Here is a 16,684-nt window from a genome sequence, read left to right on the forward strand (position 1 = left end):
ATCACCACCTGTCTAATAAAATATACTTCTGTCCACCCTGTACACGAAGCAGCAGCACGTTGTCCCCTGCTTGTACCCCGTCCGAAATGACATAAGATACACCGCCAATATTCAGCTCCTTACGCCTCATCGCGTGTGGCAAAATTAAAAAATCCGCTGGAAGTGTAAACCGCTGGTCAACGTTCACTTCTAACGGATTAATATTGGTTACGGTACCTGTCTTCAAGGCAACGGGATTGCTAGCCTTTACAGCTTCAACTGCTGCCTGCTTAACAAGGCTAAGTAAATCAGCCATTATATCACCTTCAATTCCAAACTCATGGTGTGTACATCATTACTGAAGGAATGTGTACACTCATCAACCAGAAGCGCTTGATCAACGCCATACTCGTCAATCTTGATATGCACCCTAAAGCCTGCACGCACGCGAATATCGCCAATGGCATTGACCTGCAGAGATTTTCTTTCTCTGTTTTTCAGCTTGGCGAGGTTATTCAGCAGCTCTTTAATTTGCGGGTCATTCATTTTCTCTTCAACATTCTGATAAAGCTGAAGCACGCCCCACCGTTTTATATTCACACTATCCTCAGCCATGTAAATTTCGCGCTTGCCCGTTTCACTGTTGTCGCGATACAGCTTGATACGATTGTACGTATCATCATCGATAGAGGTTTTAACGCTGTAATCATACATTAAGCTTTGCTCACCAATGTAAAAATCCAACGACACATCCTCGACATCACGCAAGCACAGCCTGCCAAAATCATCGTACAAGCAGTAATCCCGCCCCGTATGATGATATGTCAGCGTGATTGCTTTGCAGATAATATCTAGCAGCTTCTGACCATCCTCACTCATCGTCGGAATTTTATAGCCTGTTTCTGCAATCGTTCCAAGCTTAAGCTGAAAATCCTTAGCAATTCGCTTTACAATATCTGAAGCAGTGTGACCAACGAATACATACGTATCTGTATTCATGAGATACCTAATCTGATCATAAGCCGTGATCGATACTGCTTCGTCTCGCCCTGCATCGATACTGAATATATAGCCGTGAAAAACCTCCGTGCTGCCGACAAGAACACGTATCATATCACCATTGCTGTAAGTAAAATCCTTAGACTGATATAACCCGCCCTTTATTAAAGTGAAGCTAATACTTCCTGCTCTACCCATCCGCGAGGTCTTCCAAGTCAAACTATGAACAATCTGACTAATATCCCATTCTGCTCCATTGTGATGAATCAGTTTTACAACGTACATCATGGCAGCTTCAGCACCCTTCCAACCTGCAAACGGGTAATTTCCGCATCGGTTATTCCGTTAAGCTTCTGAATTTCCTTCCAGCGTGCACCATTGCCCAAATGCATTTGTGCGACTTTCCAAAGCGTATCGTTTTTGACAAGCTTATACGTTTTGGGCTGCTGCTTTTCATCTGCTCTTGCGACTCCTTTACTAGCTTGAGATGTAAGACCTGATTTAAGCTTTCTTGCACGGTAGAACATATATTGCTTTAGCTTGATGCTGTACTCAATATCCCCATTACCCCCTGCCGCCTCATTCCAGGTAAAGCTTTCAATTGTAGCAGGCGTGTTGATGTTATACGTTTCGCTAGATAATATAAATCGAACTGGATGCTTGGTACGCATCCACTTGTTGACCCGCAAAATATATTGCACAGGTTGACGCAAATCATCCTCTTTTACATTGACGAAGGGATAATACTGAGCAGGGAAGAGCCCATTAAAACTAATTTCAGACAGTGATTTGCTGCCGATTACATTGATTTCACCAATGCCAGGCACATTATAGGTTTTGCCTTGTCCCGTCTCATTGACCTCTACCGAGGAGGGATTAACAGGAAATTGAAAGCCTTCTGTACCATTGTTGTAGCTCATGTGAGCATAATAAACGCTAGTTTTCTTATTAGAGCTTGCTGAAGATTTCGATTGTAGTTCCATATTCATCCCTCCTATCTATACACTGCATCAACAGAAGTTGATATATCTTGATTAAGACGATCAGAAATTTTGGCCACAATAATATCAATATCACTGTCCTGACGTACATGCATATCACCAAAGTTAATGGATGGCGTTAACGATACAAAGTTTTGGATGTTATTCATTTCTGCAAGCTCTCGCATCATTTTCAGATCCTCACTGCTAATATCGACTGAGTTTTGAATACTGCCAATCTCGCCGACACGATCTACGTTGGCTATGTTATCAGGAACGCCAGCGTTTCCTGTGCCTGGACCAAAACCGCCAAATGGACTTCCTTTCGACGAGCCTCCTCCGAACGAATCGCTAAGAGAAGCAATGCCATCGCCAAGCGAAGAACCGAAATCAAAACCTGAATTGAACGCTTTTCCAATGTCTTTGTTATTCATTTTGTACTTATCAAGGCTGAATAGATCCTTGTCAGACGTCGGCTCCTCTATAGCATCTAGCTTTTTCCTAAACTCGTCACTCAGTGCATGAGGATTGGTTTCATCTAATAGCTTAATCTCCCCTAGATCCTTTTTGAAAATTTTAGAGAGACCATCTAACAGCCAATTGACACCTTTAAGTACCTCGTTAATGGCCCCAAGAATCATCGTCATAAAGCCGCCGGCAAAATTTTCAGCAGCAACAAGCATGTCATACATAGCTTCGCCAAAATACATCGTTAAATCATAAATCAATTTTTGTACTGTGTAGATTGGATCAATAAATAAATTTACAAGAAATTCAACAAATGAAAGCAACGTATTCCAAATAGCGGCTACTATATTCCAGATCACGGCAAACAACGCCATAAACAATCCGGCAACAAATCCTAATACCTCACCTGTACTTATACCAAACATATTGAGAATGGTAATGATTAAATAAATAATGCCGATAATAAGCAAAAGCGGAAGCAATGGTTTAAGCCAAGCAATGAACATAGTTGTCCCAACTACGAGCGCAGCGATTCCAAGTGCAGCAAGTACATTTTTCACAATATCTAAGTTGTTAATAATTAAATCAAAAGCCCACACCCCAATACTAGCAATAAGCCCAAAACCTGTTGCGATCATGTTTACAAATGATTTAAAACTGTCGGTCTCCAAAGCAGCCTTTAGCTTACTTGCAATTGTACCCAATGCAGGCCCAATCGTTTGGAAAATCACATTCTTAATAATCTGTCCTACGCTTGAAAAAGTAGCCGGTAATTCTGCAAACTTGCCATTAATTTCTCCTGTTGCATTCAGAATAGCATTCTTAAAAATATCACTTGTAACTTTTCCTTCCGCAGCCAGCTCCTTCAGCCTTTCTTGACTTACACCAGTGAAGTTGGATATTGCCTGTGCAATCTCTGGTGCTGTCGACATCATTTCAGTGAAATCACTGTCGGACATAGCCCCTTTTTTCATAACACCACTGATCATATCCATACCTGCCATCGAATCAGATGGTGAAAGCCCATTAAGCTGAAATGCTTTCTGCGATGTTTCAACAAATTGAATTGCCTCATCATTATTAGTAAATGCATCTGGAGCTGATAATCTCAAATCAGATAATATACCAACTGTTTGCTGATAGTTTGTACCGCTTCTATTAGCTGATGCAAAGAGTTTATCTTCTAGCTGTTTTGTCGTTTCATTTGGCCCTTTAATTGTGTTCAACTTAGCTTGTAAATTCGTATGTTGATCTGCAGATTGCATACCGGAACTAATAAGTGATTTCAATTGATCAAAACTAAATATTTTCTTAAACGATGATTTTAATAGAGCCGCTGACTTAGATACTGTACCGCCTATAAATTTTGAAACGCTGCCTAGAACCGGCATTAAAGAAGCTGCGATGCCTTTCCCAACTATTCCAAATGATTTTATAATCGGATGAATTGAACTCTTGAGAATTGCACCGGCCCCTTTAAAAATAGCTCCAAGAGGTTTAAATGCATTACTGATTACAATGCCAATTGGTTTAAATTTGTTTATAATCGGGTCAAACACTTTTTTAAGCGGATCTCTAATCTTATTTACACCTAATCGAAAGCCAACTTGGATAAGCTGAGCAGCTTTATTAAATTCATCCCTGATCTGAAGACCATATAACTCAAGACCGATTTTGACGTTCGTACCAGCATTTTTAAACATCTCTCCGATGGGCTCTAATTTTTTTTGAATGTTATCACCAATATCACCAAAGATCTTTTTAATAGGCTCAAATTTCTTCTGAATTTTATCGCCAAAATCATTAAAATTCTTCTTAATAGGTTCAAATGCCTGATTGATATCTGCCCGAGCTTGATTGAATACTTCACCTACTGGCTCGAATGCAGTTTTAATTTCGTCAAACATTCTAACCTTATTATCAACTTTTGCCGTTTTTTGCTCTTGTAAAACTTTAAATACAATTAACAGTGCTGGCGATCCTTTCACAGCTTCAGATAGATCAATCTGTTCCAATTTAAAGCCGCCAATTATTGTGCCAGTCATCTGTTCCATTTTCTCTCGTGCCTCATTTGCTGTTTTTGCAATTTGAGCAGAGTCGTAACAAATACTTATTTGAACGCAAGGGTTGCAATTATCAGTTTGCGATTTTGGATTATTTCCGCTGCTCTTTGGTTGCATTGGATTATTTAACGCTTTACCCAAATCATTCATCAACTTTGTCATTTTTTCCAAGTGATGATTGACACTTTTCATCGCTTTAGAGAAATCTTTTAATGTTTTTACCGAGTCTGTTAACGTTGCCATATACTCCCTCCTTTCATAGAAATCGCGATCTGGACATAACGACGATACTCAAACAGCATCTCTTCTTATTAGAAAGAGATGCTGTTAATATACAGTGAGTCAGACTATAGATCAGCTCTATTTACTTGCTCAGCTATTTCCGCTTCATTTTTGCTCGCTGCTTGCGTTCTGCTTCAACCCGCACCTTTATGCACCCGATTAATGCAGCCTTACTTATAGGATCGAGCGCGGCAAATTCCCACGGCATAATATGATATTCGTTGAGGGCAAAGTAAGCATACACAGCTTCCGGATCGCCCTCATTGATTAGTTTTTTACCTCATCTGCCAGTTGGTCAACATCCTGATCAAAGCCGTTTAGCTCCTGGACTTTTAACAGCACGTTCGCATACTCTCCAGATAATAGCATTGCTTTAATCAAGTTATCAGCGCCCATAACCTTGTAGGATGCTTGTAGATCAGTATTTTGCAGATCAGGATATACAATGCTTGCTACAACTAGCTTTGCAGCATACTCTTCCTGGTTGATCTCCTGCTGGCGTGCTCCATTTTTACCTTTAGAGTAACGCGTTGCAGACTTGCGAATCGCTTCATTCTCCTGTTCAGTCAATGTTTTCAGCTTCCACTTAATCGGCTTGCCGTTCTCATCCTTGAAGCGCTCCGACACAACAAATTCCTCAACAACCTCAGCTTGAACATTTTGCGCAAAAAAAGCTTTTAAACTCATCATCAATCGCCTCCTGTATAATAGAAGAGCGCCTATTAGGCGCCCGTAATCGTATTGAATGTATCTTGAATTTGGTAGCCATTGAACGTAAATGGCATTTCTTCCTCTAGCATATCGTCACTAGATGCATCAAAACGTGCCGCAATAACGCTATCGATGTTACAGTTTTCCAGAACAACCGTTTGCTTGCCTGTGCTGCTGCCTGGCTGCTCGTTCATAACGATAAGATCAAACCAAAAATCCTTGCCTGTTTTAATGTATTCACTCATTAGCTCGCGAAATACAGAGGTAACATAATATACCGTTAGTGTTCCAGTACCGTTCCAGCCTGCCGAACGCTGCGGCGTATTCGTTTTGCCCAATACAGGCACATCGACTTTATTCTTTTCGATTGTTGCCTCAAGGCTCTTTGCATAGAATAGCTCTTCTCTGCGATCTCCAATTTTCACATATGCTCGTGCGTGCTTGCCGCTAATGGCATCCTTCTCCATGAAATAACTCATATTACGCTACCTCCACTGTCATATAAATTTTTTCGATGCTATCTACTGGCTGTACGCTCAGGTTGATGATGACCGTTTCAACATCTGTCCCTTGCTCAACTGCAAGGTCAGCCTGACTATTGAAGTTTTGAATCGCTCCAATCGATTGCAAGGATTGCAAATACGCAACAACTTCTTGCTGCAGCAGCGCACGACCATCAGCATTATTGCTCACTTTGCCAATATAGTACGAATCAAAAATTCGTTTCACATCATTGCCGATTGCATCCAGTGCACGCACAACACGGTTTTTGCTAAATGCTTTGCTGCGCTCAGGCGTAAAGCTTTTAAGCGTATTAATGTCCTGCTCAATCACTGCTGTGTTGTTAAGAGCTGTAATGACCAGCTCTCCGTTCTTCAAGGCTGCAATCGTTTCGCTGTTCGTCAGTCTTGGATAAGCATCCACCGCATTAGGAATCGCTGCGTACGTTAACGACTCGTTCACGCCAGCAGCAGCCTGCATACCAGCGATTTCCCATACAAGTGATGTAGGCGGTACCTGCAAGCCATCCGCCGTTACCACACCATTGCGCAAGCTGATGATGCCTTCGTAATCAGCCGAAGGATAATTAACAAGAACGGCTTGAATTTTCTTACCCTCCTCATCACGCTGGCGTTTGACGTAAGCAGCGGCAAGCTGCTTGCTCGATGTATCGTCAAGCGGTACAGCCAAAACGTTGAACGTATACGTTTCGAACGCCGATAATCCCGCAGAGAAATCTGCGCCTGTAGAAGAACCATCTGTTCCACCAGCAAGTGCAACACCAGCGGTAGCAGCTAGCACGCCCTCTCCAGACCAATCTACAAATGCATTTGCTTCAAGCTCGTCGATAGATCCTGCAGTCTGACGATCTACCTCTTCATTATCCAGAAGTGTAATCACATCAAAAAGCTCAGGCTCATCAATGTTATGCTGCACGACAAATTTAAGATCATTGCCGCGCGAGCCACCCCATTTGGCAGTAGCTGTTAGTCCTTCATGCGTAGCCGCCGCCTTGCTTGCACCTGTTCCTCCTAAACGATAAAGCAGTACTTGCTGTGCATGGCTTACAGTAGCCGTAATGTGACGAATACGCGCATCGCCAGCATGATAGCCAAGCAGCTTAAGCGCCTGATTGCCATATTCAGCTGCCTCCAAGACAATAACATTCTCGGAATCTCCCCAAGGTAGCAGAGCTGGAACGGCAACGATACCTCGATCACCAATTGCCCCCAATGTTTGCGGTTTTGCTTTGAAATTAATATATACACCTGGTCTTACCTTGTTTTGTGACACCCAAGTTCCTCCTGCCATATTACTTCACACCTTTCTTCAAATAGTTTTGAATTGCTTTGTCTGCCTCTGCGACAGTATAGGTATTGCGGTCATCCAATACCGCAGCTAGAATATCCTTCTCCCAGCCTGAGCGCTGCTCGGACTGCAAAAATTGCATTTTTGTAAATGTTGAAGCCTTAGGTTTAGTCAACAACAATCCCCTCCTCAAGATTTTTCATAATAGGGCTCCTTAGCTGTTGCTCTCGAACAAGCATAGTATAGGTGATGAAAAGGTGCAGTTTGCCCTCTATTATCTCAACCTTTACATTTTGGCCTGACAATCTGGAACTGCCCAGCTCTAGCTCCTTTACGGCTGCGATCATCTCTTCAGCGATTCTGTACTTATCATCCATTTCTTGCTCGGCATCCATATATACAATGGAAAAAGGAAAACTGCGCCGATATCGGTTACCCAGTTCCTGAGCTTGCGTAAATTCAAGCAATCGAACTAGACAGTAGGGAGTATCAATTGGTGGATTAGGCTCCACACTTGAAATGGTGACGGTAGGAAAAGCTGCCTCTAAGGCATGATGCATCGCGTATCGAACATCATTAATCGTTATGTGTTGCAACAGATCACCTTCTTTAGCACTACTTGTTTCCTTGTTGAACCCTTGCCCTTGCGCGAAAGCATGCCTTTTCGATTCGAGCATCACAATCTGGCAGCGTGCCTCGCTTCCACACTCACTAGCGCATACCATTCACCTCCTTTTTGACCATCTTCGTGTACTCGCCTTCAGCTTGGATGCCAATACATCGTCACATCCATACACCATGGCATAGATAACGCTCTGACAAATGCGTCAGAGCGTATCTGTTACTACGAAAATGAAGCAGCATCTAATACCGAGCTCAGTTGCAGCTCAGCAGCTCGAAAACATTCATAAACGAAACATGCACCTTATAAGCGTAGTAGATGATTGCCATGTGTAAGGCATCATTTACCTCAATCGCTTAAGGTGCATGCGGGTTATTTGCTCTTTATGAATTTTCTTCGATGGTATCATAATAACACGGTTAAAATGAGAAAAACGGTCGTCATGCGGACAATGAGCGGACATGATGCGGACAGCTTATTGTTAGCTTGAACGTTAACCGTATTCTAGTGCTACTATAAGCACTCTCGGTCATGTTTCTTACGCCTTTCCCTTGCTCAACGCCTCAATATAAAACAAAATGCACCTGCAAATGAAAAGGTTCGGCGCCATCATTACGGGCACGGCTTTCATTAGTAGGTGCATTTGACTGCTAAATATTTCTTTCATGGGCTAGAAGAAATTAAGCGGAAAGCTTAATATATTCCTGCACGGCAACGGTATTCCAGCGACGCAAGGTTCGCTCGGTAACGTTTAAGCGGAACGAGGTCTCCCTAACAGACAAAGCTTCGATATAGCGCCAACGCAGCAGCTTTTCATAGTCTGGCTTGTACTGCTCTAGCGCCTCCATCACTCCGTCGATTCGCTTTACTTCCGCCTGCAGGTCCTGCAGCTCAGATACCCGCTCCAGCACTTCGTCCATGTCGCTTCGAATCGTATATCCTCTTGCCGCGATGACCTTATCAATTTTGCGCTTTAACTCCTTTAATAGCTTTGTATCCTCTTCATCCTCGCCAACTGAGGCAATCGCACGCTGTTGATTTTTGATTCCGACCGGATACTGACCTTGTAAATACGTATGCGCTACCGTCTCCAGCTGTTGTTCTCGCTTGGATAAGTACATATAGGAGGGCATACCCCGCAAACGAGCATGCAGCTCCTGTAGATGATCATCTTCATTTAAGCGACTAACGGTGATCCCCGCTCCAACCGAATAATTAGACAACACCTTGATTCGTGCCACTAATCGTTTATATCCTGTTAATTGTTCAATTACATCGTGTTCTGTCATATCAATCTCTCCTCTTCGTATCATTTATTGCTTTGTTTTCTTTTTCCGTTTTGCTCTGCTTAGACGAACCTGCATGCAAGCCCAATAAAGGCTGATTATCACGTAATCCATTGCCTGCTGCTCGTTGTCTGTATAGGAATAATTGCCTTCCATGTGTACCTCCTGCCACAATTTGAACGAAGTTTCGTTTGTCTTGTCTAAAATATAAACGATATTGCGTTTAATATCAACAGTTATTCCCAAATTTTGAACTAAACTTCGTTCATATCTCATTTACAAGTCTGATCGAGTTGTGTATGATAGTAGTTGTATACGGGATTTCGTATACCACTGTATGTTAAGGAGTGTTCATGTTCATGCGCAATACGACCAGAATGTCCGAAATTCTAGCAGAAATGATTGATCAGAGAGGAAGCAGAAGGGCATTTGCTGAAAAAATTGGCATGCCGCCAACTACATTGCAATCGATGCTTACTCGTGATTTAAGCAGAGCCTCGGTAACGAATGTAGTAGATGTGTGTAGAGAACTTAGCATTACGGTTGAAGAATTAGAAGCTATGGCAAGTGGCGAGCACTACGAGCCAGAAACGATTGCCGCTCACCATGAGGGAGAACAATGGACCGAAGAGGAATTAGAGGAAATTGAACGCTTCAAGGCATTTGTCAGATTGAAGCGCAAAGACAAGGAACAATAAGGCAGGCTGACACTTGAATAAACATTTAATACGTTCACGAAAAAAACGATATACATTAAAATAGCAGCCGAGGTGAAATCATTTGCAGCTATATGAAAAGCTTCTTGCCATTGCTGAAAAACAATGTGTATACGTATATGAAAAGGCAATGTCACGAAGAAATAAAGGGTTGTATGCGGATCAAATTATATGGATTAATAAAAATATCAACACGCATCAAGAAAAAGCTTGTATTCTATCGGAAGAGCTTGGTCACTATTTTACCTCTAGCGGCAATATCCTTGACCAAAGCTCGCTTACAAATCGCAAGCAGGAATATCGTGCAAGAACATGGGGCTACGAACAGCTGATTCCGCTTCACAAGTTCATTGAAGCGTGGCAGCAAGGTATGGAAGGCAGACATGCGATCGCTGATTACTTCGAAGTAACCGAGGATTTTTTGCAGCAAACCGTGGAACATTATCAACGCAAATATGGGCTGTATGTTACCTATCAAAACCATCTCATTTATTTTGAACCGCTCAATATTATCAAGCTATAAAGTCATACTGGCACGCAACAATTTTGACATGAACGCAGCAGCGCTTTTTTTTATCACCCAAAATCGAACATATGTTCTGTTTTTTTCTAGGGATAGTCCTTTTGGACCTCTCATGCCGCAGCCAATAAAAAACGGATCTATTCAAATCGATAGATCCGTTTTCATCTATTCTATGATCTACTCGTTTTAATACTTTTTCAGAATGTCCATTAATTCCTCGTATTCATCCTTGCTTAGATGCTGAGCCATCACTTGCTGGACATCCAACAGCTCTTGGTCTGTCAAGCCATCCTCGATATAGGTAAAGAACATTTGCATCGAATCCGTTGGCAAATTCGTCATCAACAGCTCAAACATTCGCTCCTTATCCTCCTCAGACAGCATGTCCTTCGAAGCACCGATGTCCTCTGGTGTTATCGTTGGCTGACCGCCGTTTTCTACAGGGGCAAGTACCTCTTGTGCATCCTGATCCCACTGATCATCTGCCTGCTCTCCATCGTTGTGCTCTATGTTCTCGCCATCCGAAGCTCCATCTGTAGCCTCATCATCGTGTATCCCTGCATCGTCAGTTGACTGCGGCTGCTGCTCTTTATCGCTATCAGAGCCAACTCTAGTAGCATCTGCTACCTCATTAGAGGTACTCTCCTTCCCCCACACCATGCCCCACACGTCAGACAGCGCGATGGGCCTTACCTCCATAGGTATCTCATACTGTTTTAACAGTGACTGCACATAGCTTGTTACCACGTAGCCAGTCATCCATATCGACAACAAGCTTGCAATCAGCACAGTTGAAACAATTCTCGCAATCCAGATTGCTATTTTCCACGCCATCTCTCTCACTCCTTCTTTCTACCATTATGGACAGAAAAGAAAGCGGTCATTCTTGAGATCAATCGATTGACATAAAAATAAGGCTTTGCGCCTACACCAATATGGCGCAAGCGCAAAGCCTTAATCATCATTGTCTAACCAGCTAGACAAACAAATTCAATTATTCATAGATTGGAAGCACTTGATTTGTTTGCTCACGGTTGCGGCCAACCGAGAAGATCGCAATTGGAATACCAGTCAGCTCAGAAATACGGTTAACGAAGTTGCGTGTATTTTGCGGAAGATCCTCCAAACGCTTCACATTGGAAATATCCTCGCTCCAGCCTGGAAGCTCCTCATAGATCGCTTCGCACTCGCTAACTGCCTTCAAGCTTGCTGGATAGTTGTAAATCACTTCGCCACGGAATTTGTAGCCTGTGCAAATTTTTACGGTTTCAAGTCCTGTCAATACGTCCAGTGAGTTAAGAGACAAGCCTGTAATGCCGCTAACGCGACGGGCATGACGAACAACAACCGTATCAAACCAGCCTACACGGCGAGGACGTCCAGTAACCGTACCGTACTCATGACCTTTATCGCGAATAATTTGACCGATCTCATTGTCCTGCTCAGTAGGGAACGGACCATCGCCTACGCGAGTTGTATAAGCTTTCGCTACTCCAATTACCTGCTTAATGCGAGATGGACCAACACCAGAACCGATACATACACCGCCTGCAGATGGATTAGAGGACGTTACGTATGGATACGTACCTTGGTCAATATCGAGCATTACGCCTTGCGCACCCTCGAACAATACTTTTTTGTCGCTGTCGATTGCATCGTTCAGCACAACAGAAGTATCCGTTACATAAGGACGTAGGATGTCTGCATAACCCAAATAGTTTTTAATAATTTCGTCAGCGTCTACTGGCTCTGCGCCATAAACCTGCTGAATAAGCTGGTTTTTCTCAGCTACAATTGCACGTACACGACTTTCAAACTCGACGGGATCCATTAGATCCGCGATGCGAATGCCGTTACGTGATGCTTTATCCATATAACAAGGGCCAATCCCTTTACGTGTTGTACCAATTTTATTATCGCCTTTACGATCCTCTTCAAGCGCATCGAGGATAAGATGATATGGCATAATAACATGTGCGCGATCACTGATATACAGATTATCAGATGAGAAGCCATTATCATGAATATAATTAATTTCTTCGATTAACGCCTCAGGATTGATAACCATTCCGTTACCAATGACGCAAGTCTTGTTGGTATTGAAAATACCAGAAGGGATCATTGTCAGCTTATATTTTTTATTATCAATCAAAATCGTGTGACCGGCATTGTTACCGCCTTGGTAGCGTGCAACGACATCTGCACCTTCCGCAAGAAAGTCGGTAATTTTACCTTTTCCTTCATCTCCCCACTGCGTACCAACAACTACTACTGTCGACATAACCATACCTCCACTCGATGACAACCATCGATTAATTTAAATCCTCAAAAACATAAAAAAACAGCATTTCTATTTTATCAATCGCATACGTAAAAGTCAAACAAAAAAGCGAACAATAAAATTGTTCGCTAATATAATGTTCGGATATTTACGAGGCTTGTGACGGGTCTTGATGATTTCTATCGAGATTGACGAATTTATTAAAGTTTTTCAAAAATACCAGCTCAACCGTACCGACAGGGCCGTTACGCTGCTTGGCAATAATAATTTCGATAATATTCTTTTTTTCCGATTCTTTGTCATAATAATCATCGCGATACAAGAAAGATACAATATCAGCATCCTGCTCGATCGATCCGGATTCACGCAAGTCAGACATCATCGGACGCTTGTCCTGGCGCTGCTCGACCCCACGGCTCAGCTGTGACAGAGCAATAACTGGAACTTCAAGCTCACGTGCAATCTGCTTTAACGTACGAGAAATCTCGGATACTTCCTGCTGACGGTTTTCGCCAGCTTTGCCGCGACCGGAAATCAACTGCAGATAGTCGATCAGAATCATGCCAAGCCCTTTTTCCTTCTTCAAGCGGCGGCACTTCGCTCTTATATCTGCAACGGTAATACCCGGTGTATCGTCGATAAAGATATTGGCCTCCGACAAGCTGCCAATCGCCATCGTCAGCTTCTCCCAGTCCTCCGCCTCCAGATTACCTGTACGAAGTCTGGTCGCGTCGACATTGGCCTCGGCGCATATCATACGCTGTACAAGCTGTGCAGCTGACATCTCCAGAGAGAAGATCGCCACCGTCTCCTTCGCTCGCACCCCTACATTTTGCGCAATATTCAAGGCGAAGGCTGTTTTACCTACTGAAGGACGAGCCGCTACAATAATTAAATCACTGCGTTGAAAGCCTGCCGTCATCCGGTCTAGATCAACGAAGCCTGACGGAATCCCTGTCGTTCCCCCGCGGTTCGCATATAGAAACTCGACCTTTTCGAATACCTCCATCAATACGTCACGAATCGAAATAAATCCGCTGCTTGATCGGCGATTTGAAATTTCAAGTATTTTTTTCTCGGCATCACTCAGCAAACTCGAAACATCGTCAGCGCTAGCATAGCCGTCTGTCACAATATTCGTCGCTGTACGAATTAACCGACGAAGCATTGATTTCTCTTCAACAATTTGAGCGTAGTACTCTACGTTTGCAGCCGTAGGAACAGAGTTGGCCAGCTTCGCCAAATAACTAACCCCGCCGACCTCCTCCAATACACCTTTATCCTGCAAATGAGCAGTCAGTGTAACGAGGTCAATCGGCTGATTGTTTTCTCCAAGCTCAATCATCGCATCAAAGATCAGTTGGTGAGCCGTGCTGTAGAAATCCTCACTTTTGACACGTTCCATCGCGGCGATTAACGCCTCAGGCTGTAGCAGCGCTGCGCCAATGACAGCCTGCTCTGCCTCCATATTTTGCGGCGGCACACGATCGAATATAGCTTCCTGACTCATCGCCCTCTAACTCCCCTTCTCGTTACTACTCATTACGATTACTCTTCGACAGTTTGAACCTTGATTGTGCATTTCACTTCTGTATGCAGCTTTACTGGAACCTGTGTCGTACCTAGTGTACGAATCGGCTCATCAAGCTCGATTTTGCGCTTATCGATTTTATAGCCTTGCTTCGCTAGCGCATCCGCAATCTGCTTGCTAGTAATGGCGCCAAACAAACGGCCGCCTTCTCCAGACTTGGCCTTCACGATAACTTGCAGCTCTTCCAGCTTTTTGCCTAGTGCAATGGCCTGCTCCTTCTCCTGAAGCTTGCGCTTCTCCTCAGAAGCCTTTTGCATATCAAGCGTCTTAACGTTACCGTCTGACGCGATCTTAACTAGATTTTTAGGAAGCAGAAAATTACGTACATAGCCCTCAGACAGATCCTTAATTTCCCCTTTTTTACCTTGACCCTTAACATCTTGTAAAAAGATTACCTTCATTCGAATAACCCCTCTTCTTCATCAATTTGTTTCAGTACGTCCCTCAGCTTGGCCGCTACCTCATCAACTGTGCCTTCAAGCTGAGCAGCCGCATTCGTTAAATGTCCGCCGCCGCCCATGCGCTCCATAATGATCTGAACATTAATTTGTCCAAAGGATCGTGCACTAATGGCAATAAGGCCATCCGGACGCTCAGCAATGACAAATGACGCATAGATGTTGGACATATTCAACAGCGTATCCGCAGATTGCGCAATAAGCAGCTGCGATTTGACCTCGCCTTGCGAAACGACGGCAATCGCAATGTGATCATACATAATCGTTGCATGCTTAATAATTTCTGATTTCGTAATATACCCGTGCAAATCCTCCTGCAGCATACGCTGAATCATAGAGGAATCCGCACCGTTGCGGCGCAAAAACGACGCCGCCTCGAATGTTCTCGCGCCTGTTCGGAGCGAAAAGCTTTTTGTATCTACTGTAATCCCTGCAAGCAGCGAGGTAGACTCTCGCACATCAAGGGAGATACGGTCATGGATATACTGGAGCAGCTCTGTAACCAGCTCACAGGTAGAGGAAGCATATGGCTCGAGATACATAAGTGTCGCATGACTGAGAAACTCTTCACTGCGACGGTGATGATCGATCACCGCAATCCGCTCTGTCATGGACAGCAGTTTAGGCTCCGCTACCATGGAAGCCTTGTGTGTATCTACCACAACGGCAAGTGTATGACTGTTCATTAAGCCAAACGCTTGCTCAGGTGTAATGAAGCGCTGGGCGATCTTTTCATCCTCTCTCAGCAGCTCCATCATGCGGTCAATCGAAGGATTGACCCCTTCGAGCACAATATAGCTTTCCTTGCCCAGCATGCGTGCAGCCTTTAGAATACCAACTGCGGCTCCGATTGCGTCCATATCAGGAATGCGATGCCCCATTATTACGACATTGTAGCTTTCCTTGATCAGATCACGCAGCGTATGGGCAACGACTCGAGCACGAACCTTCGTCCGCTTCTCGACTGCGTTCGTTTTACCGCCGTAAAACGTTTGACGTGTGCCGAATTTTACCGTTGCCTGATCGCCTCCTCGGCCAAGCGCAATATCCAGACTGCGGTGCGCCCAGTGGCCAAGCTCCAGAATATGCTCGGCTCCTGCTGCAAAGCCTATACTAAGCGTAATCGGAATTTTTTGATCGTTCGTCATCTCACGCACATCATCTAAAATGTCGAAGCGCGTTTGCTCCAGAGCACGCAACGTATGCTGATCGGTAATGAGCAGAAAACGATCTGAGGTAAGGCGCTTTAACAGCACCTCATGTCGCTGCGCCCATTCCGTAATCTTGCCGGTCACTTTAGACAGCAGTGAACTACGCTGATTATCATCAAGACCTTGCGTTACTTCCTCAAGATTATCAATCATAACGATACCGATCGATAGACGCTCTTCATCATATTTCTTTTGCAAAGCCCACGATTCTGTTATGTCCTGCACATAGACAATACGCGCTTTTTCGCGAAATGTAAGCCGGTACATATGCTGATTGAGCATAAGCTCAACGGTAGCATCGGCATCCTTGACTTGCGATAACGAAGGAAACAGCTTGTTCAACGGCTCTCCAACAAGATTATCTTCATTCAAAATGGTAGAGATATACGGATTATGCCATTCTACGTTATGTTCCTCGTTAAAAATAATAATGCCGAATGGCAGCTGTTGAATAATATCAGTACCGCTTGTTTTCAAGCGATATGACAGCGTTTGGACGTACTGCTTGAATTCATTGCGAAAAGCGCGCTCAGCTATGTACACATAAACTGCGGCGCCTATCGTCAACAGCAGCCCAATCAATCCTGCAACCCATGAAAAATAGCTCAGAACCGCCGTCAGTGCAAACATAATAATAAGGGTCAACACTGAGTGAAGCCCATGCCAGCGCTTAGTTAGAAAATTTGGCATAATTATCGCTCCTGT

The 16,684-nt window shown here is 43.7% G+C and carries 18 protein-coding genes; 2 read left to right on the top strand and 16 right to left on the bottom strand.

What is annotated here, in order from left to right:
• Window position 1 precedes the first annotated feature (1 nt).
• The 11 genes from ACFP56_RS16795 to ACFP56_RS16845 all read right to left on the bottom strand — a co-directional run bounded on the left by ACFP56_RS16795 (window position 2) and on the right by ACFP56_RS16845 (window position 9,355).
• Window positions 2–295: a DUF2577 domain-containing protein gene (locus ACFP56_RS16795; RefSeq protein WP_379236634.1), complete on the bottom strand. Its 294-nt coding sequence runs from the start codon at window positions 293–295 to the stop codon at window positions 2–4.
• Window positions 295–1,266, bottom strand: coding sequence for an XkdQ/YqbQ family protein (locus ACFP56_RS16800; RefSeq protein WP_379236636.1), 972 nt, complete (start codon window positions 1,264–1,266; stop codon window positions 295–297). Before ACFP56_RS16800 ends, ACFP56_RS16795 begins: the two co-directional genes overlap by 1 nt.
• The gene (locus ACFP56_RS16805; protein WP_379236638.1) at window positions 1,263–1,961 is read right to left on the bottom strand and encodes a LysM peptidoglycan-binding domain-containing protein; all 699 of its coding nucleotides are present in this window, start codon (window positions 1,959–1,961) and stop codon (window positions 1,263–1,265) included. The genes ACFP56_RS16800 and ACFP56_RS16805 overlap by 4 nt, the downstream gene beginning before the upstream one ends.
• Before the next feature lie 11 nt (window positions 1,962–1,972).
• Complete coding sequence (locus ACFP56_RS16810; protein WP_379236640.1) at window positions 1,973–4,732, bottom strand: tape measure protein; 2,760 nt, start codon at window positions 4,730–4,732, stop codon at window positions 1,973–1,975.
• Window positions 4,733–5,038: 306 nt separating this feature from the next.
• Window positions 5,039–5,461 carry a phage tail assembly chaperone gene (locus ACFP56_RS16815; protein WP_379236642.1) on the bottom strand — a complete coding sequence of 141 codons (423 nt, stop codon included), beginning with the start codon at window positions 5,459–5,461 and terminating at the stop codon, window positions 5,039–5,041.
• A 32-nt stretch (window positions 5,462–5,493) separates the two neighbouring features.
• Window positions 5,494–5,961 (bottom strand): phage tail tube protein, encoded by a 468-nt coding sequence (locus tag ACFP56_RS16820; protein ID WP_379236644.1) that lies wholly within the window; start codon window positions 5,959–5,961, stop codon window positions 5,494–5,496.
• Window position 5,962: 1 nt separating this feature from the next.
• Window positions 5,963–7,276 carry a phage tail sheath family protein gene (locus tag ACFP56_RS16825; RefSeq protein ID WP_379236646.1) on the bottom strand — a complete coding sequence of 438 codons (1,314 nt, stop codon included), beginning with the start codon at window positions 7,274–7,276 and terminating at the stop codon, window positions 5,963–5,965.
• Window positions 7,277–7,295: 19 nt separating this feature from the next.
• Entirely contained in the window at window positions 7,296–7,466 is a 171-nt protein-coding gene (locus ACFP56_RS16830; RefSeq protein ID WP_379236648.1) for a hypothetical protein, read from the bottom strand.
• Entirely contained in the window at window positions 7,459–8,016 is a 558-nt protein-coding gene (locus tag ACFP56_RS16835) for a phage tail terminator family protein (RefSeq protein WP_379236650.1), read from the bottom strand. Before ACFP56_RS16835 ends, ACFP56_RS16830 begins: the two co-directional genes overlap by 8 nt.
• 577 nt (window positions 8,017–8,593) lie before the next feature.
• On the bottom strand, window positions 8,594–9,202 hold the full coding sequence (locus ACFP56_RS16840; protein WP_379236652.1) for an ECF-type sigma factor: 609 nt from the start codon (window positions 9,200–9,202) through the stop codon (window positions 8,594–8,596).
• A 24-nt stretch (window positions 9,203–9,226) separates the two neighbouring features.
• Entirely contained in the window at window positions 9,227–9,355 is a 129-nt protein-coding gene (locus ACFP56_RS16845; protein WP_379236654.1) for a hypothetical protein, read from the bottom strand.
• A 203-nt stretch (window positions 9,356–9,558) separates the two neighbouring features.
• On the opposite strand from ACFP56_RS16845, the gene ACFP56_RS16850 reads away from it, so the two are divergent.
• Window positions 9,559–9,897: a helix-turn-helix domain-containing protein gene (locus tag ACFP56_RS16850; protein ID WP_379236656.1), complete on the top strand. Its 339-nt coding sequence runs from the start codon at window positions 9,559–9,561 to the stop codon at window positions 9,895–9,897.
• 82 nt (window positions 9,898–9,979) lie between these two features.
• A complete protein-coding gene (locus tag ACFP56_RS16855; protein ID WP_379236658.1) occupies window positions 9,980–10,438 on the top strand; it encodes an ImmA/IrrE family metallo-endopeptidase in 459 nt (152 codons plus the stop codon).
• Window positions 10,439–10,624: 186 nt separating this feature from the next.
• Here the strand turns inward: ACFP56_RS16855 and ACFP56_RS16860 are convergent, their stop codons facing one another.
• The 5 genes from ACFP56_RS16860 to ACFP56_RS16880 all read right to left on the bottom strand — a co-directional run bounded on the left by ACFP56_RS16860 (window position 10,625) and on the right by ACFP56_RS16880 (window position 16,669).
• Window positions 10,625–11,272 carry a hypothetical protein gene (locus ACFP56_RS16860; RefSeq protein ID WP_379236660.1) on the bottom strand — a complete coding sequence of 216 codons (648 nt, stop codon included), beginning with the start codon at window positions 11,270–11,272 and terminating at the stop codon, window positions 10,625–10,627.
• Between the two features lie 160 nt (window positions 11,273–11,432).
• On the bottom strand, window positions 11,433–12,719 hold the full coding sequence (locus tag ACFP56_RS16865) for an adenylosuccinate synthase (RefSeq protein WP_379236662.1): 1,287 nt from the start codon (window positions 12,717–12,719) through the stop codon (window positions 11,433–11,435).
• A 148-nt stretch (window positions 12,720–12,867) separates the two neighbouring features.
• Window positions 12,868–14,229 carry a replicative DNA helicase gene (dnaB, locus tag ACFP56_RS16870; protein ID WP_379236664.1) on the bottom strand — a complete coding sequence of 454 codons (1,362 nt, stop codon included), beginning with the start codon at window positions 14,227–14,229 and terminating at the stop codon, window positions 12,868–12,870.
• A 38-nt stretch (window positions 14,230–14,267) separates the two neighbouring features.
• Entirely contained in the window at window positions 14,268–14,711 is a 444-nt protein-coding gene (gene rplI / locus ACFP56_RS16875; protein ID WP_379236666.1) for a 50S ribosomal protein L9, read from the bottom strand.
• Window positions 14,708–16,669, bottom strand: a complete 1,962-nt coding sequence (locus ACFP56_RS16880; protein WP_379236668.1) for a DHH family phosphoesterase — start codon at window positions 16,667–16,669, stop codon at window positions 14,708–14,710. The genes rplI and ACFP56_RS16880 overlap by 4 nt, the downstream gene beginning before the upstream one ends.
• Window positions 16,670–16,684 lie beyond the last annotated feature (15 nt).

The sequence above is a fragment of the Paenibacillus septentrionalis genome, assembly GCF_042659865.1.
In the GTDB taxonomy this organism is placed as follows: Bacteria; Bacillota; Bacilli; order Paenibacillales; family Paenibacillaceae; genus Pristimantibacillus; species Pristimantibacillus septentrionalis.

Bases quoted from the DNA above. Each gene is read 5' to 3' on its own strand.
- rplI (WP_379236666.1), bottom strand. From the start codon at position 14,711: ATGAAGGTAATCTTTTTACAAGATGTTAAGGGTCAAGGTAAAAAAGGG.
- ACFP56_RS16835 (WP_379236650.1), bottom strand. From the start codon at position 8,016: ATGGTATGCGCTAGTGAGTGTGGAAGCGAGGCACGCTGCCAGATTGTG.
- ACFP56_RS16810 (WP_379236640.1), bottom strand. From the start codon at position 4,732: ATGGCAACGTTAACAGACTCGGTAAAAACATTAAAAGATTTCTCTAAA.
- ACFP56_RS16850 (WP_379236656.1), top strand. From the start codon at position 9,559: ATGCGCAATACGACCAGAATGTCCGAAATTCTAGCAGAAATGATTGAT.
- ACFP56_RS16865 (WP_379236662.1), bottom strand. From the start codon at position 12,719: ATGTCGACAGTAGTAGTTGTTGGTACGCAGTGGGGAGATGAAGGAAAA.
- dnaB (WP_379236664.1), bottom strand. From the start codon at position 14,229: ATGAGTCAGGAAGCTATATTCGATCGTGTGCCGCCGCAAAATATGGAG.
- ACFP56_RS16840 (WP_379236652.1), bottom strand. From the start codon at position 9,202: ATGACAGAACACGATGTAATTGAACAATTAACAGGATATAAACGATTA.
- ACFP56_RS16800 (WP_379236636.1), bottom strand. From the start codon at position 1,266: ATGATGTACGTTGTAAAACTGATTCATCACAATGGAGCAGAATGGGAT.
- ACFP56_RS16820 (WP_379236644.1), bottom strand. From the start codon at position 5,961: ATGAGTTATTTCATGGAGAAGGATGCCATTAGCGGCAAGCACGCACGA.
- ACFP56_RS16795 (WP_379236634.1), bottom strand. From the start codon at position 295: ATGGCTGATTTACTTAGCCTTGTTAAGCAGGCAGCAGTTGAAGCTGTA.
- ACFP56_RS16860 (WP_379236660.1), bottom strand. From the start codon at position 11,272: ATGGCGTGGAAAATAGCAATCTGGATTGCGAGAATTGTTTCAACTGTG.
- ACFP56_RS16845 (WP_379236654.1), bottom strand. From the start codon at position 9,355: ATGGAAGGCAATTATTCCTATACAGACAACGAGCAGCAGGCAATGGAT.
- ACFP56_RS16805 (WP_379236638.1), bottom strand. From the start codon at position 1,961: ATGGAACTACAATCGAAATCTTCAGCAAGCTCTAATAAGAAAACTAGC.
- ACFP56_RS16880 (WP_379236668.1), bottom strand. From the start codon at position 16,669: ATGCCAAATTTTCTAACTAAGCGCTGGCATGGGCTTCACTCAGTGTTG.
- ACFP56_RS16815 (WP_379236642.1), bottom strand. From the start codon at position 5,461: ATGATGAGTTTAAAAGCTTTTTTTGCGCAAAATGTTCAAGCTGAGGTT.